We start from the raw sequence: 25848 nt of genomic DNA on the forward strand, positions 1-25848 counted from the left end.
GGGTCTCCATCAGAACAAGGTCAAAACCAGCTTCGGTCAGGGCGCGATGCAGCCATTGGGATAAAGGCCCAGCCTCCAAACCGATCAATGCCACTTCTCCTGCCAAGGCACACAGAAAGGCGCCGATGGCCTCGGGTTCGCAGGCGACCTCTGCCTCCTTCACGACCTCCCCGTGCTCACTCAAAACACAAAGCGCCGACTTTTCCAAAGAGACATCCATTCCGACAAACAGCTTCATCACACTTCCTCCGTCAGATTTTGATGCGGAGAATGGCGCCAGCTGCCGTCGGCTGGATCAAGCGCAACGGTAGCTTCAAGCGCTAGCCCCGTTACGGCATCTCACGCGTTTCGAAATATCGCTGCCACCTCGATTGCCGAGGCAGACCCCGAGAATGTCACCATCATCCGCGACCTGCTGGGCCACTCGACCATGGCGATGGCGGACAAGCACTACAACCGCGCGACAGGGATCAAGAGTTGCGATGAACTGCAGGGCATCGTGGACAGCATCTTGGCGGGAAAACCGAAGCGACGCCGGTCACGTCGAGGAAAGTAGCTCGGTCAATTCTTCCGGCCCATCTCAGCGGATCACCTGTGTGGGCCAAATACCGATCCCATTGAACCTGGGTGCAATACATTCGAGATGGCATGATCTGCATTCTGGATCGGATGATGCCCCGCGATTCTTCGGCTTCGGATCTCCAAAGTGGGAGACCGATAAACCAGGCAACCAAGGGTTTGATGAGGCATCCGAAACATGGTCTACAAATGTAGCCTGCGCGATTATAATATATTGATTTAAAATAACTAATTGTTGACGAGGATGACGCTGCCGGATAGCTTTCAATCAGGATGTCGGAGGCTGCTCGTTTCTTTCTCTGACAGGTTTGAAGCCGGTTGTCGATGTTGTCATCGGTCTCTGACATCCATCTCCAATCCGTGTTTCCGCCTTTTAGGGTGGCGGATTGTCCCGCTCCCAATCTTCCCAAATGCCGTTTTGAAACGCCGGTTTCATTGCACCGGGGTGCAATCGAAAGTTGCAGACACAAAGGCGAATATGCCTAGAATTGGATGGGCCAGCGGCCTTTTGGCGCTCTTCTGCGTCCCGAGGCCACGACCGACGAAAGGCCCGAACCATGCGCGCAGCGATCTACGCCCGCTACTCCACCGAAATGCAACGCGAAGCCTCCATCGAGGATCAGTTCCGCATCTGCCGCCGACTGATCGAACAGAACGGGTGGACGACAGCGCAGACCTACGCTGACGCGGGTCTCAGCGGGGCATCGCACCTACGGCCAGGCTATCAGCAGATGCTGCAAGATGCCCGCGACGGCCGGTTCGATGTCGCCGTGGCCGAAGGGCTCGACCGGATCAGCCGCGACCAGGAGCACATTGCAGCCTTCTTCAAGCAGCTACGGTTCCAGGGGATTTCCATCGTGACGGTCGCCGAAGGCGAGATCTCGGAACTCCATATCGGGCTGAAGGGCACGATGAGCAGCCTGTTCCTGAAGGATCTCGCGTTGAAGACGCATCGCGGTTTGGAAGGCCGAGTTCAGAACGGCAAATCTGCCGGTGGTGTGACCTATGGCTATGACGTCCTTCGCTCTATCGGCAGCGATGGAAACGTCTCGACCGGCGATAGGACCATCAACGAAGAACAGGCCGATATCGTCCGTCGGATTTTCCAGGAGTATGTCGATGGTCATAGCCCCCGCGCCATCGCTGGACGGCTCAACGACGAGGGGATCGACGGCCCGCGCGGTCGGGGCTGGGGCATGTCCACGATCTACGGCAACTGGCGGCGTGGGACCGGCATCCTCAACAACGAACTCTATGTCGGGCGTCTCGTCTGGAACCGTCAGCGTTTCCTGAAAGACCCTGCCACAGGCCGACGGCAGGCCCGGATGAACCCGCCCGAGCAATGGGTTAAGAAAGATGTGCCTGACCTGCGCATCGTTCCCAACAAACTCTGGGAAAAGGTCAAGGCCCGCCAGAAGGCCACACGTAGCACTGTGATCAGCGAGGGCGTCGTCCGCTCGGAACGCGCAAAGCGACCCGCCTACCTCTTCTCAGGTCTGGTCAAATGCGGCTGCTGTGGCGGTGGGTTCACCCTTGTCGGCAAGACCTATTACGGCTGCGCAAATGCGCGGAACAAGGGAACCTGCGACAACAAGATGACGGTCCGGCGTGACCGGCTCGAAGACACGGTGCTCGGCGGCCTGAAGGATCAACTCCTGCACCCGGACCTGATCGCGGCCTTCGTCACAGAGTATCAGGCGGAGTACAACCGGCTCGCGGGTGAGATCACGAAAGACAAGAGCAAGGCGGAGCGCAAACTCGCCGGCGTGAAACGCAGGATCGACCAGTTGGTCGACCGGATCTGCGACGGCATGTTCCACGAGAGCATGAAGGACAAGCTCACCGCCCTTGAACAGGAGAAAGCGGCACTCGAAACCGAATTGGCGACTTTTGATGCTGACGTGCCGGTCCGCCTGCACCCCGGGCTCTCAGACGTCTATCGCGCGAAGGTCGCCAAGCTGACCGAGTCATTGAACAACCCCGATCTTCGGACCGCCGCGTCCGAGCACATCCGCAGCCTGATCTCCGAAATTCGTATGGTTCCAGAAGGCGATAGCCTCCAGATCGAACTGGTTGGTGAACTCGCTGGGCTGATGGCGCTGTCCCAAAAATCGAAAGCCCGCGGCGATGCCACGGGCTGTTCGATAACAATGGTTGCGGGGGTAGGATTTGAACCTACGACCTTCAGGTTATGAGCCTGATGAGGCCGCCGACCCGAATTGCCCCTGCTCAGAACCGCATCCTGTCCTCCCGCCGCGGCCGTTCCGCATGGTAGTTGCCGATCCGCCTCCCGGTGGCGGGGTCTGTGTCGAGATACGCTCCCTGCGACCTGCGCATGTATTCGGCGAACTGGGTCAGAGCGTCGACCTGGTCATCGTGTCCAACATCAGGAAAGGCGAGGAGCTCGCGGCGGAAGCTATCGAACCACGGCTTGTCGGTCGGGATCACCAGCTTTCCCGACTTGATCCAGTCGGTGTGAGGGATGAACCTGTCAAGCTTGCTGGTCACGACGTTGACTGGCAGGTAGACACCGTTGGTTTCACGGCGGAACTCCTGCAGCAGCGCGTTTCCCATCGCCGACGCCTCTATCAGGACACGATCCACGTACCATCTTTTTCGTTCACGGCGGATGGTGGCCTTGAGCTCGGTGTAGTCCATCCGGCGGCGAATGACGTCGAGCAGATACCAGCGATCCTCCTCACAGTGCCATCCGAAGGTCAAGCCAACCGAATAGTCGCACCGGGGCCCGTCCTTTGCAGCCGTGTCCCAGCTCTGCACCCGCCGGACAAACTTTTCATTGTCCGGAAGCGCGTCCACGAGGTGCAGATCCTCCATTGCGAGAAACTCGCTCTCGCTCTCCGACGGATTCTGCTGATACTGCGCCTGGAAGGCGCTTCGGCCAATATCGGCCCTGATCTGGTCGAGGACGTCCTGAGGTTCCCGCTCCGGGTTCAGCAGATCGCCCGGTCGCCGGATCAGCACTTTGCCACTATAGAGCGGAATCTCTTCGGGCAGTTCAGCGATCGAGGGCAGACAGAGATGCTCGAACCGCTCCTTCTCAAGCAGGTAGGCGGAGAAGTCGTCGGGATGCAGCCTCTGCTGGATCGACACGATCCGGTCCCGGCGCTTGTCGTTCAGGCGCGAGAACAGCGTGTGATCGAAGTAGTCCCGGAGTTCCTGCCGATAGCTTTCGTGCCGCATCTCCGAGGGTTTTCCGAGGTCGTCGATGATAATCAGGTTGGCGCCGAAGCCCGTGATGCTGCCACCATGAGAGACCGACCTGCGCCCGCCACCCGCGGTGGTCTTCATGTGTTCGATCCGGTTGTGTTTCGCGTGCAGCCGCATCTTTGGGAAAAGCCGCTGGTAGGGTTCGCTGGTTACCAGGCGTCGGAAGAGATCGGCATGTTCCCGCGCGAGATCACTGCCGTAGCTTACAACCACCACTTTCTGGCTAGGATCACGTCCGAGAACGAAGGCCGGCAATAACACCGATCCGCAGATGGATTTCAGGTGACGAGGGGCTATGGAAATCATCAGCCGCTGGCAATCCCCTGTCGCCACGCGCTGAAGGGCGTAGCACATGGCCTCCAGATACGGGGCCCGGGCAAGTTTCTCGCCCGGACAAAGGATCGGAAATGCCCGCACAAGCAAAAGGTAGAGATTCTCGCGAGCCCCGGCGCTCGCGAGTTCTGCCCGACGTTTGACTGTCTTGTCATTCATCACTCTCTCCCTCCTGGGAAGAGGCGAACAGGGCCTCGGGGTCGGTGCCGAAGATTTCGGCCATCGCTTCCAAAACTGCCATATCGGCCGCTGGATCGATGGCCGCAGCGGAGTTCTCCTTATCCTCCGCGAGGCTGTCTTGCAGGACCGGCAACAGCTTCAGGACCCGGTCGACATGCCGGATCTCGCCCTTGGCGGCGCCATTCGCCACCTGCCGAAGGATTGCCTCCAGCATGCTCACCTCGCGGCGCACACCGTTGTCAGAGATCGGGATCTTCTTGAAGAAAATCTCCTCAAGCATCGTGCCAACGTTCTTTGTTGCCCTCGGGCGTCCTTTCGGATTGCCCGACTGGCCTTTCTTGAATTGGCTCTTCTTCGGAGGCCGACCATAGCCGACCTCGTAGTCATTTTCTGGATCAGACATTGCTCGCCTCCATCTGCTCAGAGCCAGTGGCAGCCGCGGCACACTCGTCAAACGTCTCGCCCGTTGTCGGGCGCATTGCCTGCTCACCGGTCATCTCCTGCCAGCGGCGGATGGCAACATCGACGTAATGAGGATCGAGTTCGATCAGCCGCCCCCGGCGCCCGGTCTTCTCGGCCGCCAACAGCGTCGCGCCGGAACCGCCGAAGGGGTCCAGCACCACGTCACCGCGGTGGCTCACATCCATGATTGCGTCCGCCACAAGCGCCGTCGGTTTGACGGTCGGGTGATCGGCGAGATCCGCCTCCCGGCCCTTGCCGAAACTGTTGACGCCGGCATAGTCCCAGACATTGGTCCGGTTGCGGCCGTGCTTGCCCAGTTCAACGTTGTTGATGTGCGACGCGCCCGGCTTCTTGAAGATGCAGACCATCTCATGCTTGGAGCGGTAGAGGCTGCCCATGCCCCCATTGGTCTTGTTCCAGACGCAGAGATTGATCAGCTCGAACCCGCCGGCCTTTCCTGTTGCGATCAGATCGCCGATGTGGCGCCAGTCCATGCAGACCATGCCAATGGCGCCCGCGGCCATCTTGTCCAGGGTCTCTGTCAGGAAGGTCGCGAGGAAGGCGCGGAACTCGGAACCCGACATTTCGCCCGAAGCCATGGCAAACTCACGATGGTCGCCACCATTGCCAGAGCGGACATGTCCATTCACCGGCACATTGTAGGGCGGGTCGGTGAAGACCATATCGACGACTTCGCCATCGAGAACCCTTGCATAGCTGGCCTCGTCAAGGGAATCTCCACAGAGAATACGGTGATCCCCGAGCACCCAGAGATCACCGGGCTGCGTTACCGCCGGCTTACTCCGGTCTGGCTCCTCAACAGTTTCCGGGGACACCGCATCGGCCTCGCCAACGCAACCGATGATGATGTCAATCTCGGGTATCTCGAAGCCGGTGAGGTCGAGACTGAAGTCCAGTTCCCCATCCAGGCTCAGATCCATCAGCTCCGCGAACTCGATCTGGAGTGCCGCCTCATTCCAGTCCGACAGCTCCGCCAGCTTGTTGTCCGCGATCCGCAGCGCACGCACCTCGGCCGAGCTCAGGTGGTCAGCCACCACCGTCGGAACAGTGGTGAGCCCGAGAGCCGTGGCCGCCTCAAAGCGGCCGTGGCCGGCAATGATCACGCCATCACGATCGGTCAGGATCGGCGTGACGAAGCCGAACTTCGCGACCGAGGCCTTCAGCTTGCTGATATTCGCAGCTGTGTGGATGCGGTTGTTGTTGGCATAGGGTTTGAGATCAGCAACCGAGGTCTGGACGACCCTGTCGGCCATCCAGATGTTCTGCACTGATGCGCTTGCTTGAGAGGTGAGAGGTGTGTCGTGCATTTGGCGGCTCCATCCACATGTGCTGCAACTGCAGCTGGCTACAGGATGGATCGCATCGGAAAAATCGGAGGCAGCCATGAGGCCAGCCCCGAACCGATGGATCCGGTTCGTCTGCCCCATGAAGTTGCTCGACGCAAACATCAGTTCTGCGTTTCGCTGTCAGTGCTTCAGGCGTTCCCGAAGGGTCCTCTCTCCCCTGCAGCACTGAGACCGAGAATATGTTTCGCGCGGACCGGATGCAAGACCCTTATCTAATAAATCATCTGGTAACATTCTGGTAACATTTAAAAATCGTGGGTGTGGTACCTGCGGCGAACATCACCACATAGATCCACATCCCGGTCGGAAAGGACTGGACTACCGCATCCAACAGAGCGTCACTGATATCACGCCCGAACAGATCGGGCTCTCCTCGTTGCCGGGGCCGGCATCTCGCCAGCTCATGAACCCGAGGAGACCAACATGTCCAAACCCAAGCAGACCTAGACCGACAAGGTACGCGCGCTGCTCGCCCGCCCGCAGGGCGCGAGCTTGGAGGCGATCTGCAAGGCCACCGGCTGGCAGCCGCATTCCGCCCGGGCAATCCTGAGCGGATTGCGCAAAGCTGGCTACACAGTCGAGCGGCAAGCCGCCGAGAAGCAAGGTGCCGGCTCTGTCTACCGGATCACCGCCGAACCCGTGGCGGTCGAATGATCCGGGTCGCCGATCTCCAAACCATGGACCGGGCCGCGTTGATCGCGGCCTGGGTCGAGGTCTTCGGGACGCCGGTCCCGAAGGGGCTGAGCCAGTCCTTCCTGCGCCGGTTCCTCGCCACAGAGATCCAGACACGACGGTCCGGCGGCCTGCCTACTCGGATCCGGAAAGCGCTGACACAGGATAACGACCGGGGAAAACGGTCGAAGGGTGCCAGCCTCGAGCCGGGTAGCCGCCTGCTTCGGGAATGGAATGGCACCACACATGTCGTCGAAGTCACAAACGACGGGTTTCTCTGGGACGGCCAAACCTGGCGCTCCCTGTCTGTCATCGCGCGCGAGATTACCGGCGCGCATTGGTCCGGACCGCGGTTCTTCGGCCTGAATGGAAAGGCACGATCATGAGCAAACCCCGAATCCGCTGCGCTATCTACACCCGCAAGTCTTCGGACGAAGGTCTCGACCAGGACTTCAATTCGCTCGACGCGCAGCACGAGGCATGTGCTGCGTATATCGCCAGCCAGCGTCATGAGGGCTGGAAGATGCTGTCTGCCCGCTACGATGATGGCGGGATCTCCGGCGGGACGCTCGAACGTCCCGGCTTGCAGAGGCTGCTTGCCGACATCGACACCGGCCGGATCGACATGATCGTGGTCTACAAGATCGACCGGCTGACACGCTCGCTCGCCGACTTCGCCAAGCTGGTCGAACGGCTCGAAGAAAAGGACTGTTCCTTCGTCTCCGTTACCCAGGCCTTCAACACCTCCTCTTCCATGGGCCGGCTAACGCTGAACGTGCTGCTTTCCTTTGCCCAGTTCGAGCGCGAGGTTACCGCCGAGCGGATCCGCGACAAGATCTCTGCTTCGAAGAAGAAGGGCCTCTGGATGGGTGGTGTCCCGCCGCTCGGCTACGACCCGCATCCAGACCCGATGCGCCGGGAACTGGTGATCAATGAGGCAGAAGCCGATGTCGTCCGGCAGGTCTTCAGCCTCTACGCCACACGTCGTTGTCTCAACATCGTCACGCGTGAGGCCGAGGCCCTTGGTCTGCGCTCTAAGCGCCACCTCTTCTCGACCGGCCGGGAACAGGGTGGCAACAGCCTGAGCCGGGGCCAGATCCACAAGATCCTCACCAACCCGGTCTATCTCGGGAAGATCCGACACAAGGAGAATACCTTTCCCGGAAAGCACCCGGCCATTGTCGACCAGCCGCTCTGGGACAGGGTTCAGGACCTGCTGCAATCCGCCAGCGTCCGGCGGCGCGGCGCACCTGCGGGACAGTCCAGTGACAATGCAGCGCCGCTGAAAGGCAAGTTCAGGGACGAGACTGGCGATCTGCTCACCCCGACCCATGCCCGGAAGAACGGCAAACAGCTGCGCTACTACATCTCCAACCGGCTGGTCTCCGGTGGCGTCGATCCGACCGGGTGGCGCCTGCCGGCACCTGCCTTCGAGGCCTCGGTCGCATCGACCATCGCCGATCACCTCGCGGATCACGCGGACCGTCATTCCATTCTCAGCCGAGATGACGCGATCCAATCCGTCGGTGCATCGGAGGCCATGATCCAGTTCGCAGGCCAAATCCGGACCGAAGGTATTCGCGGCGCTGCAGCACTAATCGCCGGGGGTGCACTTGGAAACGACCGCATCTCGGTCGAGCTCGATGCCAGTGCCGTCGCCCTTGCGACCGGCTTGCGGGCAGTCGAGCTTCACCCTGACATTCTCAGGATCGACCGACCCTTCACTTGCCGACGGCGGGGCGTTGAGATGAAGATCGTTGCCGGCAGTTTCGCCCCCTCACCCGACGCCGCGATGGTCCGCGCGTTGCGCAACGCCCACCACTGGTCTGAAGCCCTGAAATCCGGAACGCCGCTGAAGCGTCTCGCCTCAGAGGTGAAGACCTCCGAACGCTACGTCGCAAGGATCATTGCGCTTTCCGGTCTCTCTCCGAAAATCCAGACCGCCATTATCGACGGCACCCAACCGGTGGATCTCACGCTTCAACGGCTCCTGCGCAATACCTTGCCGCTGAACTGGACCGCCCAGGAGCAGGTGTTCGGTTTTGGTGCCTGAACGCCTTCCCTGATCGCGCATATACTTTCCCTGTTACGTCAAGATGAATTCCCTGTTCGCTTCTAAAAATTCCCTGTTCCGTCGCTTAGGGAATTTCACCACATGGCACTGATATCACTCCTGAAAATGCCCTCTGTCCGGTTCAAAATCACCGCAAATCATCAAGATTCCCTGTAAATCGGGCCGGATCAGGGAAAACCACCCGAAAGCGGACCGACGTTTCAGGCCAACTGAGACACCTGCAGATTTGCTCTGGGAATCGCCCGAACCGGTGCGTCTCTGACGTCGGACACTCCGTCTAACCGACGGGAATTGCGGCGCTATTCAACGCGAATTGGACATGGGAAATAGAGACGAATGTCAGTGGCGGAGAGACAGGGATTCGAACTCAAGGTTCGCTTTCAAGCGCCAGACATACTGCCCCTCGATTAGCCCTTTCCCACGGCGATGCATACAGATCGATGAGAGCACCCGCTCCGCGCACGTCCCGGCCCGAGCCCCCAAGCGCCCGACTGAGCATCGCTTGCGAGACGGTTGCTGGCACACCACGCAACATCTCCAGAAACTGGCGATGCCGTCTTTCACTTTCAAAAACCCACAACACGATCAGGTTCGCCTTCAGCCCGTAATGCTGTTTGTAGATCCCCTGCTCGATCAGGCGGCGATACTGCTCAATCGATTTCTGGAGCGACTTTCGCGCAGCGGTTGAGCGCAATGGCTCGGTGCCCCGGTCGACCTCAAGCGCAAACGCTCGGTATCTGCCGCCGTAGTCCAGAGCGAAGAGCTGGTCTGGGATCAGCGTCGTCCTCCCAAGGGGAATGGCGAGGTCGGCGCCCCGGATCGCCAGGATCTCGTGAGCGGGAATGTACCGCACGCCTGCGCGTGCCGCGGCGATGTCGATCGCACTCGTCACGGAGGAGACCGCGTAGCCATGCCACCAATGCCCGCTGGGCCGGACGGCCGGCTCGTCCAGGCCGAGATCTCCGAGATGGTCCTTCGCCAGCCGCGTCAGGTCGTAGATATACGGGTTGAACTCCGCCTTCGCCACCTGTCGCTGTTGCGATGGCAGGCGCAAGAACCCGCCAGCCCTGAGCTTCTGCAGATCTCGAAGCGCCGTGTCGCAGCAGCGATGCGTGTCCCGTGTCAGCTCATAGAGGAAAAGCGAAGACTGCGGCCCGTGCCGCTCAATATGCTTCAGCCAGCGGATTTCGCGTTCGGTCGGGCGCACGCCCGCGCGTGGCGCGATATGGTGGAAGGTGGCCCGACCGAGGCTGTCTGTCTGCGGTTTCATCATGCGGCCAGGATAGGCCCGCTCAGAGCTCCGGCGAAGGTTTCAGCGGATCGTCAGGGTCGATTTCCGGTGGCGATTCCGGTCGGTCTTCTTCGTCCGGTTCCTCATGGTTGACCTTGGGCGACCATGGCTCCGCATAGACCTCGCGGCTGTGTTGCCGGATGGCTGCAATCTCATCTTTTGTCCTTTGTTCGTGCTTCTCCAGCACGAAGAAGGGGAAGGACATCGGCACCGCCCGATCCGTGAGACCACGGACATAGGTCGTGAAGGTTCCCTTGGGCTGCTGCTGGATTATCTGCGGATCGGCCGACATCTGGCCTGCGAGCGCCCGGGCGTCGCGGGCCGAGACCCCGCCAGCCAGCTTGATCGAGGTATTTGCCTCGAAGGCTTCCTGCAATCCGCTTGAGAGCTGGCCCAGATATTGATGCGCCATCACCATGCCGACCCGGTATTTGCGCGCCTGGCTCAGGATGATGCCGATATTCTGGTCGAAGTAATCCTGGGCCTCGTCGACATAGACCATGACAGGCAGGCGGTCCCAATCCGGTAGCGTCGCTCGCTCCTGGGCCGCCTGGGCGATGAGCGCGATGAAGAACCGGCCGAAGACCTCGGTGCCCTGTTCTTTGAGTAGACTCTTGGCGGTATTTATGAGGATCAGCTTGCCCGCGTTCATCTCGGTGAACATGTCGAACTTCGATTGCGGATGAGAGAACATCCGCTCGAAGGTCTGGTTCTCCAAAACGCCATAAAGGCGCCGCAGCACCTGGGTCTTGGTATTGGTGAATTCCTTGCTGTCGAACTCGGTCTCGAAGAAGCGGCGCGGCGTGCCATCGAGCTTCGCGATATATTCCTGGTATCTCCCGGTCCCGCCCGGCTCCATCAACTCCTTGAGCGTGTGGATGGTGGCGTCGGGGATATGGAACATGAGCCGTGTCACGTAGCGGAAGACCACGCTCTGCTTGGCGGTCATGCCGGCCGAGAGCAGCGAGCCAAGGACAAAGTCGTAAAGCTCGATGATCGAGTTGGTGAGGCGCTCGCGTTCCAGCGGATCGTAGCTCTCAAGCCGGTTCTGGCCGACCGAGAAGAGGTTGAGGCAGACCGGGAAGCCGATGTCTTCCGGGTCGATGAGCACGATCCGCTCCGGCGGCAAGACACTGGCCTTGAGAATGGTATTTATCAGATCGCCCTGGCTGTCGATCACCACCACCGTGCGGTCACCACGCGCCACGGCTTCGAGATCCCTGGCGATGAAGTATTGCAGCGTCTGGGTTTTGCCGTGACCGGAGCCCGCCACCATGTGCATGTGCTCAAAACGCCGTTCGTCGGGGATGGTGAAGGGCGTCTTGAGGCGGAAGAGTTCTTTCAGATGCGTGCCGCGCAGGTAGGTGTCGACGATATCGTCGCCCTTGTAATCGGATGGGTAGATCGGGTTGGTGCGATGGGTGGCCGAGAGATTGGCATCGAGCCGCTTTCGCAGGTTCTTGAAGAGCATGTAGTCGTTGTCACTGAAGAAGGGTGCGATGACATTCTGGATCGTCTGCCCGAGCGGGTAGGTGAATTGGGTCACCTCGACCAGCACATCGCCCTCGATGGGCGGCACGGCATTGGCGATCGGCGCCAGCGCCTCGGAGATGGTGTCGAGCGCCCGGGTGACCATGACCCGGTCGGACCGCGCCTGCCCGGCCTTGGCGAGCATGTCGCGGTAACGGGCACCTTCGACCGTGTTGCACAGCGCCGGCAGTGGCGGGATCTCCGGCGAGAGACCCTCGGCCGCGAAGATGGCCTTGCCGACCTCCAGCAATTGGATCCTGAGGGATGCCGGCAGATCGGGCGGCCAGTGGCGAGAGAGCGCCTGCTCGATTTCCGCATCCGTGAGCCGCACCGAACCGGCGATCGCATGGTTATACAGAACCTGCGTCTCTTCACGCGCCTGCCGCTCGAGCCGCTTCGGGTTCTCCTTCCAGAGCCGGTAGCCGATATAGGCCGGGATGGCGAAGAGCGCGAACACGGTAAACATCGACGCGATGGCGAGGATCATCGCCACGATGACGAAGCTCAGAAAGATGGAGCCAAAATCATCCGTGGAAGAGCGCGCCATCAGAACTCGACCACCGTGCGCGTGCCGGTCTCGGCATTGTCATCGAGCCAGAGCTTCAGCCGCGCCAGCACATCGAGCAGGTTCTCCTCGTAGATCTTTGACTGGCTCGGCGTGGCACAGAGAAAACGGTCGATCTTGCCATCCATCAGGTCTTCGATCCGGAGCTCGAATTTCTCATCCCGCGCATCGACCTTGGCATCGGCCGGGCGCCGATCTAGGAGCTTGGCGCTTTCAAGTTTCCGTTGTCGGATGATCTGCTTTTCCTCATGGGTGAAGGCCACCTGGAGAGAGACCTCGTGATAGGTGGTCTTGAGGACAAAGCCCTTGCGGGTGGTCTGGTGATCAATGGAGACGCGCATCAAACAAGCCGTGGGCGGTTTCGTTTTCTTTACATGGGTGGGCGGGAGAATCTGCTTCGAAAGCAGATGAAGTCACGCTCTCGGAGCAATGGTTTATGTTCAGCAATGTTCCGGTGCTTTCACCGATGTTTCCCCATACAGGACCCCCATAGGGGTTGGGGGTCTGTATGGGGATGGAAACCGCCATCTTTACCCCCAATCAGAACCGCTTGAGCCGCATGGGTCGGGGAAGATCCCCTTCCGCAACTGCGGCACGAAGAGCGGGTTTTGCCTCTACCGGTACCGCGACAGGATCGGGCTGCACAGTTTTGCTGACACCGAGCTGATCGGCATAGGGCGGTGGTGTTTCCTTTTCTGAGGCAACTCCATCCATGCCGATATCGATATGTTTCTGTGCGCGTTCCAGCGAGACGAAGAGGTTGCTTCCGACATAGAAACCACCGTCTCGTTTCTCGATCTGAGTGCCGCGGTATTCCTGGTCTTCGCCGGTCGTTGCGACCGAGGCGGCGCGTTCGGAGGCATAGCCATCGATGCCGATATCGACTTGGTCCATGACCTTGTCGTAGGTTGGATAAATCGTGCCGCCAAGAACATAGCCGCCTTCGACAACCCGGATTTCCTTGCCACGATACGCGATGGTTTCGCCGGGTTCATGGTCGAGCTTGAGCTGTGGAGCTGTCTCCTTCGTGGCAGCGGCATAGCTCGCTCCCGCCGGCTCTGAAGCGGAGAGCGTGGCACCCGTCCTCAGCTCGTCTTTCGCCGCCTGGAGCGCAGCCGCATAGCCCTGATCGGATTTAGCCCCCTGCTTCAGCATCTGCTTTGAGATCTCCAACTGCTCCCGCGAGATCTTCAGGCCTTGCTGGGTATATTCGGCCGTATCGACATTCGCGCGGCCGATCTGGCAGAAGACGAGACCGAGAAAGCCCAGGAAAGCGAGTGCTCCGCCCGGCATGACGGCCAGGATGATAGCGCCGGCCGATGCGCCTCCATAGCCTCTCATATCGCTGGCGGCGCCCATGCCGATCAGGGCGGCGATCACACCGAGCCCGACGACGCACCAGGAAAGGAATTCCAGAAATCCAAAATAGGAACGGGCGGCTTCATACGATCTCATCACTGTCTCCTCAAAAAAACAGATCGTGATCCCGTTCGCGCTGATCCAAGGCTGCAATTTGAAATGGAAGACTGTCAAACACTCATCGGCGCGATGGGTGAGGCGCCGGGACGCAGGGAGGCTCCGGCCCACCGCAACGACATCCGCGCCGACCACATCCGATCAGTGCAAATCGAGGCCCTTTCCGTCCGTAAGGCGGCTCTGGCCCGAGCCGAGCTGCACCGAAGCGACGGGCCCACCACGCCCAGTTTTCAACAGGTTCAACAGGCTCTGAAGACCCGGACCGGTTCGAGAAGTGTCCCGACATGGGGCACCAGAAAGGACAGGGGAGCACGTCTCGCCTATCCGAAGCCAGTCATATGGCTCCAGTCCAACGTGGTTTTCCGAAACCTGTCGGTTCGAGAAGGCGTTTTCGACGATCTCGCGTTTTTCGGCATCGGTTGCCCGAATATGAAGCCCTGCAAGGTTCTTCATCAGTTCGAGGAAACCCATGCGCTCGGCCTCGATCTGCGCCGGATCTGGAAGATTCGTCAGTTCTTCCTTGCCGGCCGCGATCGCAATTTCCAGGTCCCGCTTCCGCTTGTGGTAATCAGACGTCGCGATCACGCCGTCGAGGAGCAGGTCCGTGAGACGGGCAAGCCGTTGTTCCTCTTTCTCGATCCTGAGGCGCAGTGCGGTTCTCATCGAGTTCTGCTCTTCAATACCGTGTTCCGCTTCCCACGAAAGTTCCAACCGCTCCGCTTCCTTCGAAGTGATCTCCAGCCGTCTCAGGGCGTCGGTTATGATCGCCTCGAGCCGGTCCTCCCGGATAGTCCGGGTCGGACAGCTCCGGGTCTGGCAACGGTAATAGACCCGGCCCTTCTGCAGTTCCGGCGACATCGGTCCATCACAGAGGCCACAGCGGAAGAGCCCGCGGTAGAGATGGTTGTGCTGCGTGACTTTCTTTCCCGAGCGTCCGGTTTTCATGTCCTGGACTTGCTGGAAAAGCGTAGCAGGAACGATCGGTTCATGGATGCCATCATAGGTCCGGCCCGTGCGCTGGATGACGATGAGACCGGTGTAGAACGGGTTGTTGAGGATCGTCTCGATCCCGCAGAGGCTCAGCGGCTGTCCTGCGTGGTTGCGCAGCCCGCGGCGGTTGATCTCGGCGCGAAGTGAACGCAGGGAATGCTGCCCACTCGCGTAAAGCTCGAACATCTCCAGGATCAGTGGCGCCTTTTCCGGATCAGGTGTCTTTGGTTTTCCCTTTCCATTGTCCAGGTATCCGATTGGCGCCCGGAACGGGTAGAGGCCCTGCTTGAGGCGGCCGTCGATGCCCTTCTTGGTTTCTTCGCGGAGGTTGCGGATATAATCGGCGGCAATGACCGCCTGGATGTCGGCGGTGAGCCGTCCACCACGCGAGTTGAAGTCGAGGCTCTCCGTCGCGACGAAGACATCTGTGCCGAGATCGGGCAGCTCGCTGAACATCGCCCAGTCCCGCAGGTTGCGGGCCGAGCGATCGATCTTGTGAATGATCACGCCGCGGGCCGCACCACGTTTCAATTGACGGAGCATCTGGTTGAAGATCGGCCGACCGCCCTTGGCGGCCGTCTGTTTTTCCTCGAACCAGCGGATGACTGTCAAATCCTCGCGACTCGCAAAGGCCTCGATCGCATCCTTCTGTGCCTCGAGCGAGACCCCTTCTCCCTGTTTCTGGGTCGATACCCGGATATAGCCAAAACACGGTTTCATACATCGTCATCGTTACCCCCTGACTCTACCATATCCTCGAGATCTGGCGACTCCGGCTCGTCTTTCCACGGCCAGGTACCGTCAGCTAGCATGCGCCAATACATGCGTTTGCAGAGTGCGAGATGGCGTTGAAGGTGGTCGTCCTTGTTCATCCAACCATTCTAGGCTTCCCGGCTGCCTCGGATAGGCGGGCGAATATTCCGGGCCACAAAATACCCTCATAGAGAAAAGGCGGCCCGTGTTGGGCCGCCTGGTTCTGCGCGGATTACGCATGGTTTGGAGCCGGAAGGAGACCGGCTCCCCGATGTGCTCCGCCCTCAGAAACGCAAGTCGCATCGATCACGTCATGCAACCGACTGGTGAGCTTCGGGTTCTCCGTGATCCGCCCCTCAAGCGCGTGGGTGACACTGTTGAAAAGCCGCCAGGCGGTCTTCTCGCCCCAGTCGAAGGGCGGATCCTCCCAGCGATCCATCACCGCGGCAATCCGGGTGACCTTGATGACGCCAGCGCGATAAAGATCGAGGACTGCGTGATCAACAGCGGCTTGGTCGAGCGCCGTGGCGCGGTAGCGGCTGATCGCCCGATACTGGGCGTCGCGCTGATCGGCCAGTGGTTCTATGAGTTCTCCGACAAGACCCGGCAGGTCGCGCTTGGCATGCGCCGTGTGTTTGCGGCGCACCACGTGGTCGGCGATGAAGGCGAGGTTGTCACAGACGAAGACCCGCGAGCCGAAGGATATCCCGATCGGGAATGTCTTGTCGTGGCTGTTTCTGAGCCCCACCGTATCGGTGTAATCGCCCCAGCTGCTGCGAAGCGACAGGACCCCGAAGTAGCGCATCCCGTCCGGGGTCGCCCCGTGATGCTCCTCGGCAATCACATGGCCGTAAAAGCCGAGCGTGAGGCGAACAACATCCACCAGCCGGTGGTGCGGGATTGGCACATGGGTGGCGGTCGAGGGCGGCGTTTCCAGCTGCCGAAGATCGTCATAGGCGAGCGCATCCGCGCCCGCATGAAGCATGAGCGTCATGGTCGTCTCCTTGATTTTGGGAAAGGAACTGGTCCACTGCCAATTCTACGGCATGGCTCAGATCCGCCCAGGCGGGGAGAGATCGGCCGCGTCGATACCGGATCAGCCCTCCGAACGTCCTGGCGGAGGCAATGTCGTCGCCGTGAAGGCCGGCGTTCTCTGCCCATCGACCATCAGCTGAACAAAGGCCTGGTAGTTGGGCTGGTTCACGAGATCCTGCACCGCGACATTCCCCAGCTGCTGCGCAAAGGTCGGGGCATCCAGCGCACCGGTCCGAAACACCAGCAGGCTTCCAGCATTGCCGAGCACCGCTTCGAAGACCTCGCGCTCGGTCTGCACGATATGCTGATGCGCGAGAACCAGGCCGAGCCCATATTTGCGGGTCTCCGACATCATCGCTGCAAGCGCGCCCGTGGTGAAGCTGTGGAACTCGTCGACATAGAGCAGGAACGGTCGGCGTTGCTGCTCGGGCAGGTCGTGACGCGAGAAGGCTGCGTTCATCAGGCTGGAGACGATCAGGCCGCCCAGCACATTGGCGCTGTCGCTGCCAAGGCGGCCCTTTGCGAGATTGATGATCAGGATCTCGCCCCGGTCCATGATCCGGCGGAAGCGCAGCGGCTCTTCGGGCGCACAGATCGCCTTGCGGACCACCGGGTTCGCGAGGAAGGCGCCCAGCTTGTTGGCAATCGGGGCTACGCCATCGACAGCCGTCTGGTAGTTCATCTTGGGAAATTCCTGGGTCCAGAAGGCGAGAACCTGCGGATCACTCACGCGTTTCACCACGGCCTGCCGGAAATCCTTCTCGACATAGAGACGCAGGATATCCCGGATATCGGCACTGGGCTGTTCGAGCAGCGCCAACAGCGCGTAGCGCAGCAGGTGTTCCATGCGGGCACCCCAGGCATCGCTCCATTGCCGTTTCAAAGCATCGATCAAGCCGGAGGTGATCAGCGGCCGGAAGGCTGCCGAGACATGCGTTACCGGGTTGTAGCCAAAGGGGCTCTCGGGATCGGCGACATTCCAGGCGATATGCGGGACTTCCAGCCGGGCCGATAACTCGGCTGCGAGATCTCCATGCGGATCGACGAGGCAGAGGCCGATGCCGGCGCGGGCATCCTGCAGCGCGCTGTTCAACAGAAGCGTCGACTTGCCGGTCCCGGTCTGGCCAATGACATAGAGATGCATCATCCGGTCAGCGAGACGGATGCCAAAGGGAATATCGCCATAGCGCCGATAGCCCAGGCCGAGCTTGGTGATGGTATTGGGATGCGGGAACATCCCGACATTCTGTGCCCTGATTCCTTCAGGACCTAGGCGGCGGGAGCGCGCTTCCATCGATATGCCTTTGAGCGATATCTCCCCGCCTGGACGGATCTGCAGGGCGTGTTAGCGTTTTTTCAGATCGTTCTTTCTCCCCGCATCGCCTTCCGCCGGGTGCGTCCGAGATTCCCTCGGACGGCCACCCAATCGGAAGGAGATGCGAGATGGGAATCCTGCAAGAGGATATTGCCGGCGATGTTAGCGCGATGCCGGTCTGCCAGAGATGTGGCTCTGACCGGGTTGTCCGGGAGGCCTGGGCCTGCTGGAACCCGGCAACCGGCCTCTGGGAACTCGAAACGGTGTTCGACCGGGAATATTGTCACCAATGCGAGGCAGAGACCCGATGCCGTTGGAAACGAGCCGCGGAGGTTCCACGTGCCGCAATCCGGGATCTCAACGACCGGTTCCGGCGCAAGGGTGCCGGCCATGGGTCGGTGGTGATTACCCAGGGCGTTCAGGCGAAAGGCGCCGCCTTCATCGACAAAGCGATCACCGCGGTGCGGGGGTTTGATGGCTTCAATGAGGCAAACGACCCTTGGGCCGAACATGACTTCGGGGTCGTCGAGGTCGAGGGGGACCGGGTCTTTTGGAAGATTGATCCCTATGACCTGTCGCTCACAATGCTGTCGCAGAACCCGGCGAATGAAGGCGTCACCCACCGCGTGCTGACGATCATGCTTGCAAGCGAGTATTGAGGACGGGCCACCCCGACAGGGTGGCCTTTTCCTTGCAGAAGCTTTGACCGGTGACGATAACGGCCGAGCATGGCTGCCCGTCTAGCATTGGAGCGGGCGGGCGCGATATCCTGTCCCTGACAGACAGCATGCACGCTATGGTCCCTGGAAATACCACCCGTGCGGCTCGGCGTGATCCGGAAAGGTTTTACCTTTCCGGGGTTAACTCAGCCGGACCGCACGGGTGGCATTTACCGAAAGATGCCAGCCTATCGAAACTGGAGATGTTGCGCCTGCTAGGCGCGGAGTCCGGGATTTCCTATAATTGAGGGATATCAGTTAACCACAATCATTATGACCACTGAATTCGCGCTCGACCTGCGCGCGGCACGGCGCAAGGCAGGTTACGTGCAGGGCGATGTCGCCCATCTGCTGGGGATGCACCAGTCCACGGTGTCCGAGCTTGAAACCGGCCGCAAGCTCCCGACCCTCACCCAGACAGTGACCCTGTCACTGATCTATGGCCGATCCTTCGAAAGCCTCTTCGCTGCCGTCATGAAAGAGGCAAGGCGGGATCTCAAGAAACGCCTCCGGGGCCTGCCGAAGAACGTGCGGGACCATCCGGGAACGTTGAACCGTAAGGCCTCGATCGACCGGCTGCGGCAAAGATTGAAGGAAGAAGCCAAGGACTATGGCGATGTCTAGGGTGCTGGCCTTTGTCGCGGCACGTCGCCGGGTGGCCTATGTCTTCCTTGTCGATGGCAATGTCCGCGACTGGCGCGTCTCGGAGAAGGCGGCAAAGTCATCGCGGGATGCGGCAGAACTCACCCAGGTCTGGATCAACGGCTTCACGCCGGACATTCTCGTGACCGAAAAGATCGACGAAGATTTCCGCAAGGGCCCGCGTGTCAAGGCGATCGTCCGTGCCATCGCCAATATCGCGGCGCATAACTACCTGCTCGATGTCTCGGTCAAGCGAGAGCAACGCTACCGCAACAAGTACGAGGAAGCCGAGGCCCTGGCGGCGCTTCACCCGGAGATCGCGGCCTGGCTGCCGAAGAAGCGGCGATTCTTCGACCACGAGCCACGGAACATCGTGCTCTTCGAGGCATTGTCACTCGCGCAGGCGGTGCTGGATGACCCGTCCGTGAACCTCGCGAAGGCCATGGGGTAGGACGCGGAACATTCCAGAACATAGAAAATCGCACGCTCCAGAGAGACTAAAAAGAGACTAAAAAAGATAAAAGGCTTAGCGAAATCTCGCTAAGCCTTTGAAATTCTTGGCGCGCTGGGGAGGATTCGAACCCCCGACCCCTTGATTCGTAGTCAAGTACTCTATCCAACTGAGCTACCAGCGCGTGGGAGTGACCCAATAGCCTTGGCCTTCAGGGGGCGCAAGAGGAAAAACGAAAAAAGTGGCCGTCGGAAGGGAAACGCGTCGGTTGCCCCGATCACGTTTCGTCAAAACCTGCCTGTGAAATCGACTTGGGGAGGAATACGGAGAACGCCGTGCCCTCCGGCCCGGTGCGGAGCAACTTCAGCCGCCCGCCATGCCCGCGCACGAGTTCCAGCGAAATGGCAAGGCCAAGGCCGGAGCCGCCCTTGCGGGTTCCGCCCTGGAAGGGCTGGAACAGGTACTCCCGGGCCTTTGGCGGCAGGCCCGGACCGGTATCGGCCACGATGAGTGTCCAGCCTTCGTCATGCTCCTCGGCGGAGACGCAAATCTCGCCTGGCTTGCCTGTCGCCAGGATCGCCTGCCGGGCATTGCGCACGAGGTTCGAGATCACCCGGTGGAGCTGTTCGGGATCGGCGCGCAGGATCATGCCGGCGGGAACATCCTCGGCGAAGCTGATATCGGCATCGCCCACGGCCAGCCGCTCGCTCTCGATCACGTCGTTCACGAGGCTCGCCGGCTGCAGGCGCTCCAGCCGCGGGGCCGGCTCTTCGGCCTTGCCAAAGGCCAGCGTCGATTCGCACAGCGACACGGCGCGCGAGATGGAGCCCACCAGCTTCGGTGCGGCGCGCTGTACCGCCGGGTCCTTGCTGGTTTCCATCCGGTCGGCGAAGAGCTGCGCCGTGGTCAGGATATTGCGCAGATCGTGGCTGATCCTGGCCACGGCGCCGCCCAGCTGGGCCAGACGTTCCTTTTGCCGAAGAGCACTCGTGAGGTCTGTCTGCATGCTTTGCAGCGCCTCCTCGGCCTCGCGCAATTCCAGCACTTTCGCTTCCGGGGCAATGATACGGCGCGCATCTTCCGGGGCGGCGGCGTAGCTTTTCATGCCTTCCACCAGCCGGTGGATCGGCGCGACGAGAAAGCCGCGCACGGACAGGAAAAGCAGCAACGCAGTGACAGCGGAGATGACCGCGGAGAGCAACAGGATCCGAAGCCCGTAATCCATCATCTCCATGCGGAGCCTGTCGCTCGTCATGGTGACCTCGATCAACAGGCCCGCTTCGCGGACGGGTTCGCCGATCACCCGGATCACCTGAGGCTCGGGATCGACAAGGCAGGCCAGCGCATCCCGGATCAATTCCCACGCCGAGGCATGGCGCAGGTCGAATGTCGCCTGGATGGGGGAGGGGATGGGCGAGGACAGGATGAGCTGTCGCATCTCGTCCCGCCGCAGAACGACGTTGAGGACGCCGGCATTTTCGAGCAGTTCCGCCTCGAGATCGGCGTCGATCATGTCCTCGGTGGCGAGCAGGGCAAGCGATGCGATCTGGGCACGCTCCAGCCGCGAGAGCAGGAAATCCTCCCGAAAGCGCGCGATGGACGGCACGAAGATCAGCACTTCGGCCAACATCACGAAGGCTACCGTCAGAAGCAGGAAGCGGCCGGAGAGCGAGTTGAGGAACATGAGACGTAAATGCCTTACGGGATGTGGCGCTGGACGAAGCCGACCACTTTCTTGACCATAGAACTATCAAAGAGCCGTGGCGAGAAATAGGCCCCGGCGGCGCGTTTGCCGATTTCCGCCAATGTCGGGTAAGGCAGGACGGTATTGGCCATGGCTTTCATTTTCAGTCGGTTTGCAATCATCAGCGCCCAGGGGGCAATCAACTCGCCCGCTTGCGCCCCGGTGATTGACACGCCGACCGGGCGGCCGCGATAAACCATGACCTTGATCAGCCCCTCCGTCTTGCCCTCTGCAATTGCGCGGTCATTTCCGTCATAGGCGAAGCGGACCACCTCGAGCGCCGGCCCATGTACCTTGCGTGCCTGCGCCTCCGTCAGCCCGACCTGCGCCAGTTCCGGATCGGTGTAGATCGCGTAGGGAATATGGCTTTGGCCCGCACGCGCGGGCAGTCCGAACAGGATGGAACGGGCGATGACGCCGGCATGGTAACCGGCGACATGGGTAAAGCGCATATGGCCTGCCGCAACATCGCCGATGGCATAGATCCTGCGGTTGGAGCTGCGCAGGCCGCTATCCACCTCGATGCCCCGCCGGTCGAAGCGCACCCCCGCGCGGTCGAGATCCAGCTTTTCGGCGTTCGGCAGGCGCCCTGCCGCAATGAGCAGATGGCTGCCCCTGACCGGGCCGGAGGCCGTCTCCAGCGTGATCGTGTCTTCATGGCGCGAAACCCGCTCAACGGCGGTGTTTTCGAGAATCTCGACGCCTTCCTGCCGAAGCCAGTTCAGGACAGACTCCGACATCTCGGGATCTTCATTGCCGAGCGCTTTCATCGCCTCCACGACCGTCACCTTGCAGCCGAGCCGGATATGGGCCTGCGCCATTTCCATCCCGATTGGCCCGCCGCCAAGAATCAACAGGTGCTCTGGTCGTTCCCGCAGATCGAAAAGCGTCTCGTTGGTGAGGAAGGGCACCTGGTCCAACCCATCGATGGGTGGAACGAATGGGCGTGACCCGGTTGCGATGACAAAGCGGCGGGCCGCAATACGCGTCTCGCCGGCCTCGACTTCCCGGTCCGAGAGGAACTTCGCCCAATCGCGGATGACCCGCACGCCGAGCCCTTCGAACCGTTCCTGGCTGTCATGTGGCGCTATGGTTTCGATAGCTTGCCGGACATGGTCCTTTGCCGCAGCATAGTCGATCTCGGGATGTACTGGGATGACGCCGAGCGTACGACCCGTCCGCATGGCGTGGGCCTGTTTTCCGGCGGCGATCAACGCCTTGGACGGCACGCAGCCGTAATTCAAGCAATCGCCACCCATCTCGCCGCCTTCGATCAGGACGACCCGCGCCCCCATCTGAACCGCCCCGGCGGCCAGCGACAGCCCGCCGGACCCGGCGCCAATGATGCAGAGATCCGTTTCGATCCGCTCCATGTTCAGCCTCCCGAGCCGCCGCGAACCACCCGCAGGATCATCGGCAGCGCCGCCAGCAGGCATAGTCCAAGAATGGGCAGCAGGATATGGGGCTCGAAGATCACGCCGAGATCGGGCGTCTCGCCCGCCGCAATGACATCTCCCAGCCCTGCCCCGACGGAGGTGTAGACAAGCGCCCCGGGAATGATGCCGAACATGGTCGAGACCGCGTAGCGCGTCAGGGGAACACCGACCAGCGCCGGGACGACATTGGCCACGAAGAAGGGTACGACCGGCACGAGGCGGATCAGGAAGAGCATTTCCCACTGGTTGCGATCGATTCCCGTCTTGATCCGCTTCACCTGCCCCTCGGAGGCGTCCATCCGCGCGGCGAGCCTGTCGCCCAGCCCCCAGCGGGCGGCCAGGAAAATCGCGACAGCCCCGAGCGTGGCCGCGACCATGTTGACGAGGACACCGGGAAAAGTGCCGAACAGGAACCCGCCGGTCAGCGTTGCAACCGTCGCGCCGGGAAGGCTGAACCCCACGATTATCACATAGAAGGCGATGAAACCCAGTATTGCAGCGGCATAATTGGCATCGCGCATGGCGATCAGCGCTTCGCGGTTGGCGGCCAGCGTTTCGAAGCTCAGGAATTCCCGAAGCAGCAGGCCTCCAAGCACAGCCACCAGGGCAATCGCGGCCAGCGGCCAGAGGTGGGTTCTCGTGGAGTTCGGAGTCTGCGTCATCTCGGACATTCTTGGTCGCCTTGCCGTTCCGGGTCGATACAAAGATGCGGATTTGCGTTGGCGATAGACAGGTTGCTCACGCCCGCTTGATCGGCTAGCCCGGCTTTCGTGACATTTCCGGCGAGAAAAGGCCTGTGCTGAAACATTTCGGGGCCGGTTTTTCGGGGATGTTGCAGGAATCGTCCGTCAGCGAATTGACTTGGCCGGGAATCTCGCTTACTCGGCGGGCTTCGAGATACATCGGCCTTCGAATCCGCCGCCGGATTTGGGCAGAAAACCAATAGTTACGGAGACGGAGCGATGAAACGCACCTTTCAGCCTTCCAACCTGGTCCGCAAGCGCCGCCACGGCTTTCGTGCCCGCATGGCGACCAAGGCCGGCCGCAAGATCCTGAACGCCCGCCGCGCCCGCGGCCGGAAGTCGCTCAGCGCGTAAGCATGGGTCGGCCGATGCTGGCCACCCTGACCAGACGCGCAGATTTCCTGGCAGCAGCCCGCGCCGGACGCGCTGGCACACCGGCCTTCCTGCTTCAGGCACGCAAACGGCAAGAAAACGAAGCCGATCCGACATTGGTGCGGGTCGGCTTTACCTGTTCCAAGAAGGTCGGAAATGCCGTTGCCCGCAACCGCGCCAAGCGCCGCTTGCGCGAGATCGCGCGGGCGGTCCTGTCGGAGCTGGGCCGCCCGGGTTGGGATTACGTGCTGGTCGGCCGCGCCGACGTCACGGCCAATCTCCCATTCGAGACGCTTCTGCAAGAACTGTGCGAGGCGGTTGAGCGGGTCCACAAGCCCCGCCCGGTGAAGTCATGAAACCTTTCGCCTGGCTTCTCTCGCTGCCGATTCGCGGCTACCGGCTGATCTTCAGCCCCTGGGTCGGTTTCAATTGCCGTTATCAACCAACCTGCTCGGCCTATGCGCTGGAGGCCCTTCAACAGCATGGCGCAATCCGTGGCGGTTGGATGGCGCTCAAGCGTATAGCGCGCTGCAACCCCTGGGGGGCCTGCGGTTATGACCCGGTTCCGGGGAGCGACCCGGAGCACGAGTGTTCCGGCAAACACTGAGTCTTACGCCTCCGGCGGGGATATTTTCGGAAAGATGATGCTGCCGGAAGCTTTGCCCATGCGGCGTTTTCTGTCATAGGAGCGGCCATGTTCGACGATCTGGACGATATTCACCCGCTGTTTCACGGCGCGCCCTCGAGCACGGAGTTCAAGAAGCTCCGCAAGCGCATCGTGCGCAATGTGCGCGAGGCGGTGGAGCAATATGGCATGGTCGAGCGCGACGCGCGCTGGCTGGTCTGTCTCTCGGGCGGCAAGGACAGCTATACGCTGCTGGCCGTGCTGCATGAGTTGAAGTGGCGCGGGTTGCTGCCGGTGGAGATCCTGGCCTGCAATCTCGATCAGGGTCAGCCGGGGTTTCCTGCCACGGTGCTGCCAGAGTTTCTGGAGCGGATGGGTGTGCCGCACCGGATCGAATACCAGGACACTTATTCCATTGTCATGGACAAGATCCCGCAGGGGCGCACCTTTTGCGCGCTCTGCTCGCGCCTGCGTCGTGGAAATCTCTACCGGATTGCACGCGAGGAGGGATGTTCGGCCGTCGTGCTGGGGCATCATCGTGACGACATCCTTGAGACCTTTTTCATGAACCTCTTTCACGGCGGGCGGTTGGCAACCATGCCGCCCAAACTGGTGAACGAGGATGGTGATCTCTTCGTCTATCGCCCGCTGGCGCATGTCGCCGAGGCGGATTGCGAACGCTTCGCCAGTGCGATGAATTACCCGATCATTCCCTGCGATCTGTGCGGCAGCCAGGACGGGTTGCAGCGCCAGCAGGTGAAGAAGATCATTGATGGGTGGGAGGCCAACCATCCGGGCCGGCGCAACAAGATGTTCCGCGCCCTCACGAATGCCCGACCGTCGCACTTGCTGGACCCGGACTTGTTCGACTTTGCCGGTCTGGCGCTGAAACCGGATCAAACTGGCGAAAATTGACGGCAATTGGCAGGGCGGCGTTAAGGACCTGCTGAGACCGATCTTCTAGGCTCCAGACTTCGGTAACGGGGCGGGCTCTGTCAATGGGGATTGCCCACACACGATCGTCCGACGCTCTCCTTTGAGCGCCGATCATCTGTATTTTTTGTCCGTTGTGGCGTTTCTCGCCAGCCCTTCTTTAACAGATCTCCCTCGGGTTCATGCTTCGGTCCGTGGTCGGCGCGATGGCCGCCAACATGATGCTGGTTCAGTGCGGTATCCGAATTGCCCATCTCATTGGCGTGCTTGACTGGAACGTCGGCGACGGTCCTGAACTCGGCATCTTCGGAACCGCGTCCCGATGGGGACCTC

General features: G+C 60.9%; 23 protein-coding genes, 2 tRNA genes and 2 pseudogenes. 11 read left to right on the forward strand and 16 right to left on the reverse strand.

Annotated elements, in window-relative coordinates; genetic code table 11:
- A pseudogene (locus tag BLR85_RS23115) lies at positions 1–238 on the reverse strand (IS110 family transposase); the annotation flags it as partial.
- A gap of 898 nt (positions 239–1136) precedes the next feature.
- Here BLR85_RS23115 and BLR85_RS23120 point away from each other — a divergent pair.
- The gene (locus tag BLR85_RS23120; RefSeq protein ID WP_093163091.1) at positions 1137–2774 is read left to right on the forward strand and encodes a recombinase family protein; all 1638 of its coding nucleotides are present in this window, start codon (positions 1137–1139) and stop codon (positions 2772–2774) included.
- Here the strand turns inward: BLR85_RS23120 and BLR85_RS23125 are convergent.
- The 4 genes from BLR85_RS23125 to BLR85_RS23140 form a co-directional block, all read right to left on the reverse strand.
- Positions 2731–2819 (reverse strand) — tRNA-Met (locus BLR85_RS23125). The genes BLR85_RS23120 and BLR85_RS23125 overlap by 44 nt on opposite strands.
- Positions 2809–4299 carry a phage terminase large subunit gene (gene terL / locus BLR85_RS23130; protein ID WP_093163050.1) on the reverse strand — a complete coding sequence of 497 codons (1491 nt, stop codon included), beginning with the start codon at positions 4297–4299 and terminating at the stop codon, positions 2809–2811. The genes BLR85_RS23125 and terL overlap by 11 nt, the downstream gene beginning before the upstream one ends.
- Positions 4292–4723 carry a DUF5681 domain-containing protein gene (locus BLR85_RS23135; RefSeq protein ID WP_093163053.1) on the reverse strand — a complete coding sequence of 144 codons (432 nt, stop codon included), beginning with the start codon at positions 4721–4723 and terminating at the stop codon, positions 4292–4294. The genes terL and BLR85_RS23135 overlap by 8 nt, the downstream gene beginning before the upstream one ends.
- Positions 4716–6110, reverse strand: coding sequence for a site-specific DNA-methyltransferase (locus BLR85_RS23140; RefSeq protein WP_244520848.1), 1395 nt, complete (start codon positions 6108–6110; stop codon positions 4716–4718). The genes BLR85_RS23135 and BLR85_RS23140 overlap by 8 nt, the downstream gene beginning before the upstream one ends.
- A gap of 501 nt (positions 6111–6611) precedes the next feature.
- On the opposite strand from BLR85_RS23140, the pseudogene BLR85_RS23145 reads away from it, so the two are divergent.
- The 3 genes and pseudogenes from BLR85_RS23145 to BLR85_RS23155 all read left to right on the forward strand — a co-directional run.
- A pseudogene (locus BLR85_RS23145) lies at positions 6612–6803 on the forward strand (DUF3489 domain-containing protein); the annotation flags it as partial.
- A complete protein-coding gene (locus BLR85_RS23150; RefSeq protein WP_093163060.1) occupies positions 6800–7207 on the forward strand; it encodes a DUF2924 domain-containing protein in 408 nt (135 codons plus the stop codon). The pseudogene BLR85_RS23145 and the gene BLR85_RS23150, both read left to right, overlap by 4 nt.
- On the forward strand, positions 7204–8874 hold the full coding sequence (locus BLR85_RS23155; protein WP_093163062.1) for a recombinase family protein: 1671 nt from the start codon (positions 7204–7206) through the stop codon (positions 8872–8874). Before BLR85_RS23150 ends, BLR85_RS23155 begins: the two co-directional genes overlap by 4 nt.
- Positions 8875–9262: 388 nt before the next feature.
- Here BLR85_RS23155 and BLR85_RS23160 read toward each other — a convergent pair whose 3' ends face one another.
- From BLR85_RS23160 to BLR85_RS23190, 7 genes are all read right to left on the reverse strand, one after another.
- Positions 9263–10165, reverse strand: coding sequence for a replication-relaxation family protein (locus BLR85_RS23160; RefSeq protein WP_244520850.1), 903 nt, complete (start codon positions 10163–10165; stop codon positions 9263–9265).
- Positions 10166–10187: 22 nt separating this feature from the next.
- The gene (locus BLR85_RS23165) at positions 10188–12263 is read right to left on the reverse strand and encodes a type IV secretory system conjugative DNA transfer family protein (protein WP_212635140.1); all 2076 of its coding nucleotides are present in this window, start codon (positions 12261–12263) and stop codon (positions 10188–10190) included.
- Positions 12263–12622, reverse strand: coding sequence for a hypothetical protein (locus BLR85_RS23170; protein WP_093163067.1), 360 nt, complete (start codon positions 12620–12622; stop codon positions 12263–12265). The genes BLR85_RS23165 and BLR85_RS23170 overlap by 1 nt, the downstream gene beginning before the upstream one ends.
- Positions 12623–12821: 199 nt before the next feature.
- Complete coding sequence (locus tag BLR85_RS23175) at positions 12822–13736, reverse strand: hypothetical protein (RefSeq protein ID WP_139188519.1); 915 nt, start codon at positions 13734–13736, stop codon at positions 12822–12824.
- A gap of 162 nt (positions 13737–13898) precedes the next feature.
- The gene (locus BLR85_RS23180) at positions 13899–15467 is read right to left on the reverse strand and encodes a recombinase family protein (protein ID WP_093163071.1); all 1569 of its coding nucleotides are present in this window, start codon (positions 15465–15467) and stop codon (positions 13899–13901) included.
- 265 nt (positions 15468–15732) lie between these two features.
- Positions 15733–16494: a DUF932 domain-containing protein gene (locus BLR85_RS23185; protein WP_093163073.1), complete on the reverse strand. Its 762-nt coding sequence runs from the start codon at positions 16492–16494 to the stop codon at positions 15733–15735.
- Positions 16495–16596: 102 nt separating this feature from the next.
- On the reverse strand, positions 16597–17772 hold the full coding sequence (locus tag BLR85_RS23190) for a type IV secretory system conjugative DNA transfer family protein (RefSeq protein WP_093163075.1): 1176 nt from the start codon (positions 17770–17772) through the stop codon (positions 16597–16599).
- Between the two features lie 206 nt (positions 17773–17978).
- Here BLR85_RS23190 and BLR85_RS23195 point away from each other — a divergent pair, with 206 nt between their 5' ends.
- The 3 genes from BLR85_RS23195 (at position 17979) to BLR85_RS23205 (ending at position 19662) form a co-directional block, all read left to right on the forward strand.
- The gene (locus BLR85_RS23195; protein ID WP_212635141.1) at positions 17979–18509 is read left to right on the forward strand and encodes a DUF3768 domain-containing protein; all 531 of its coding nucleotides are present in this window, start codon (positions 17979–17981) and stop codon (positions 18507–18509) included.
- Between the two features lie 333 nt (positions 18510–18842).
- On the forward strand, positions 18843–19193 hold the full coding sequence (locus tag BLR85_RS23200) for a helix-turn-helix transcriptional regulator (protein ID WP_093163077.1): 351 nt from the start codon (positions 18843–18845) through the stop codon (positions 19191–19193).
- Complete coding sequence (locus BLR85_RS23205) at positions 19186–19662, forward strand: hypothetical protein (RefSeq protein WP_244520851.1); 477 nt, start codon at positions 19186–19188, stop codon at positions 19660–19662. Before BLR85_RS23200 ends, BLR85_RS23205 begins: the two co-directional genes overlap by 8 nt.
- Positions 19663–19769: 107 nt before the next feature.
- Here the strand turns inward: BLR85_RS23205 and BLR85_RS23210 are convergent.
- The 4 genes from BLR85_RS23210 to BLR85_RS23225 all read right to left on the reverse strand — a co-directional run bounded on the left by BLR85_RS23210 (position 19770) and on the right by BLR85_RS23225 (position 23504).
- Positions 19770–19846 (reverse strand) — tRNA-Arg (locus BLR85_RS23210).
- Positions 19847–19939: 93 nt separating this feature from the next.
- Positions 19940–21346 (reverse strand): sensor histidine kinase, encoded by a 1407-nt coding sequence (locus BLR85_RS23215; RefSeq protein ID WP_093163081.1) that lies wholly within the window; start codon positions 21344–21346, stop codon positions 19940–19942.
- Between the two features lie 14 nt (positions 21347–21360).
- Entirely contained in the window at positions 21361–22779 is a 1419-nt protein-coding gene (locus BLR85_RS23220) for a dihydrolipoyl dehydrogenase family protein (protein ID WP_093163083.1), read from the reverse strand.
- Positions 22780–22781: 2 nt separating this feature from the next.
- On the reverse strand, positions 22782–23504 hold the full coding sequence (locus tag BLR85_RS23225) for a TVP38/TMEM64 family protein (RefSeq protein ID WP_425284499.1): 723 nt from the start codon (positions 23502–23504) through the stop codon (positions 22782–22784).
- 300 nt (positions 23505–23804) lie between these two features.
- Between BLR85_RS23225 and rpmH the strand changes: the two genes are divergently transcribed.
- From rpmH to ttcA, 4 genes are all read left to right on the forward strand, one after another.
- Complete coding sequence (gene rpmH, locus BLR85_RS23230; protein ID WP_012177012.1) at positions 23805–23939, forward strand: 50S ribosomal protein L34; 135 nt, start codon at positions 23805–23807, stop codon at positions 23937–23939.
- Positions 23940–23941: 2 nt separating this feature from the next.
- Positions 23942–24313, forward strand: a complete 372-nt coding sequence (rnpA, locus tag BLR85_RS23235) for a ribonuclease P protein component (protein ID WP_139188520.1) — start codon at positions 23942–23944, stop codon at positions 24311–24313.
- Entirely contained in the window at positions 24310–24564 is a 255-nt protein-coding gene (gene yidD / locus BLR85_RS23240) for a membrane protein insertion efficiency factor YidD (RefSeq protein ID WP_093163087.1), read from the forward strand. The genes rnpA and yidD overlap by 4 nt, the downstream gene beginning before the upstream one ends.
- Positions 24565–24651: 87 nt before the next feature.
- Positions 24652–25497 (forward strand): tRNA 2-thiocytidine(32) synthetase TtcA, encoded by an 846-nt coding sequence (ttcA, locus tag BLR85_RS23245; protein ID WP_093163089.1) that lies wholly within the window; start codon positions 24652–24654, stop codon positions 25495–25497.
- The last annotated feature ends 351 nt before the right edge of the window (positions 25498–25848 follow it).

Origin of the sequence: Aliiruegeria lutimaris (assembly GCF_900099935.1) — a bacterium.
GTDB lineage: Bacteria > Pseudomonadota > Alphaproteobacteria > Rhodobacterales > Rhodobacteraceae > Tropicimonas > Tropicimonas lutimaris.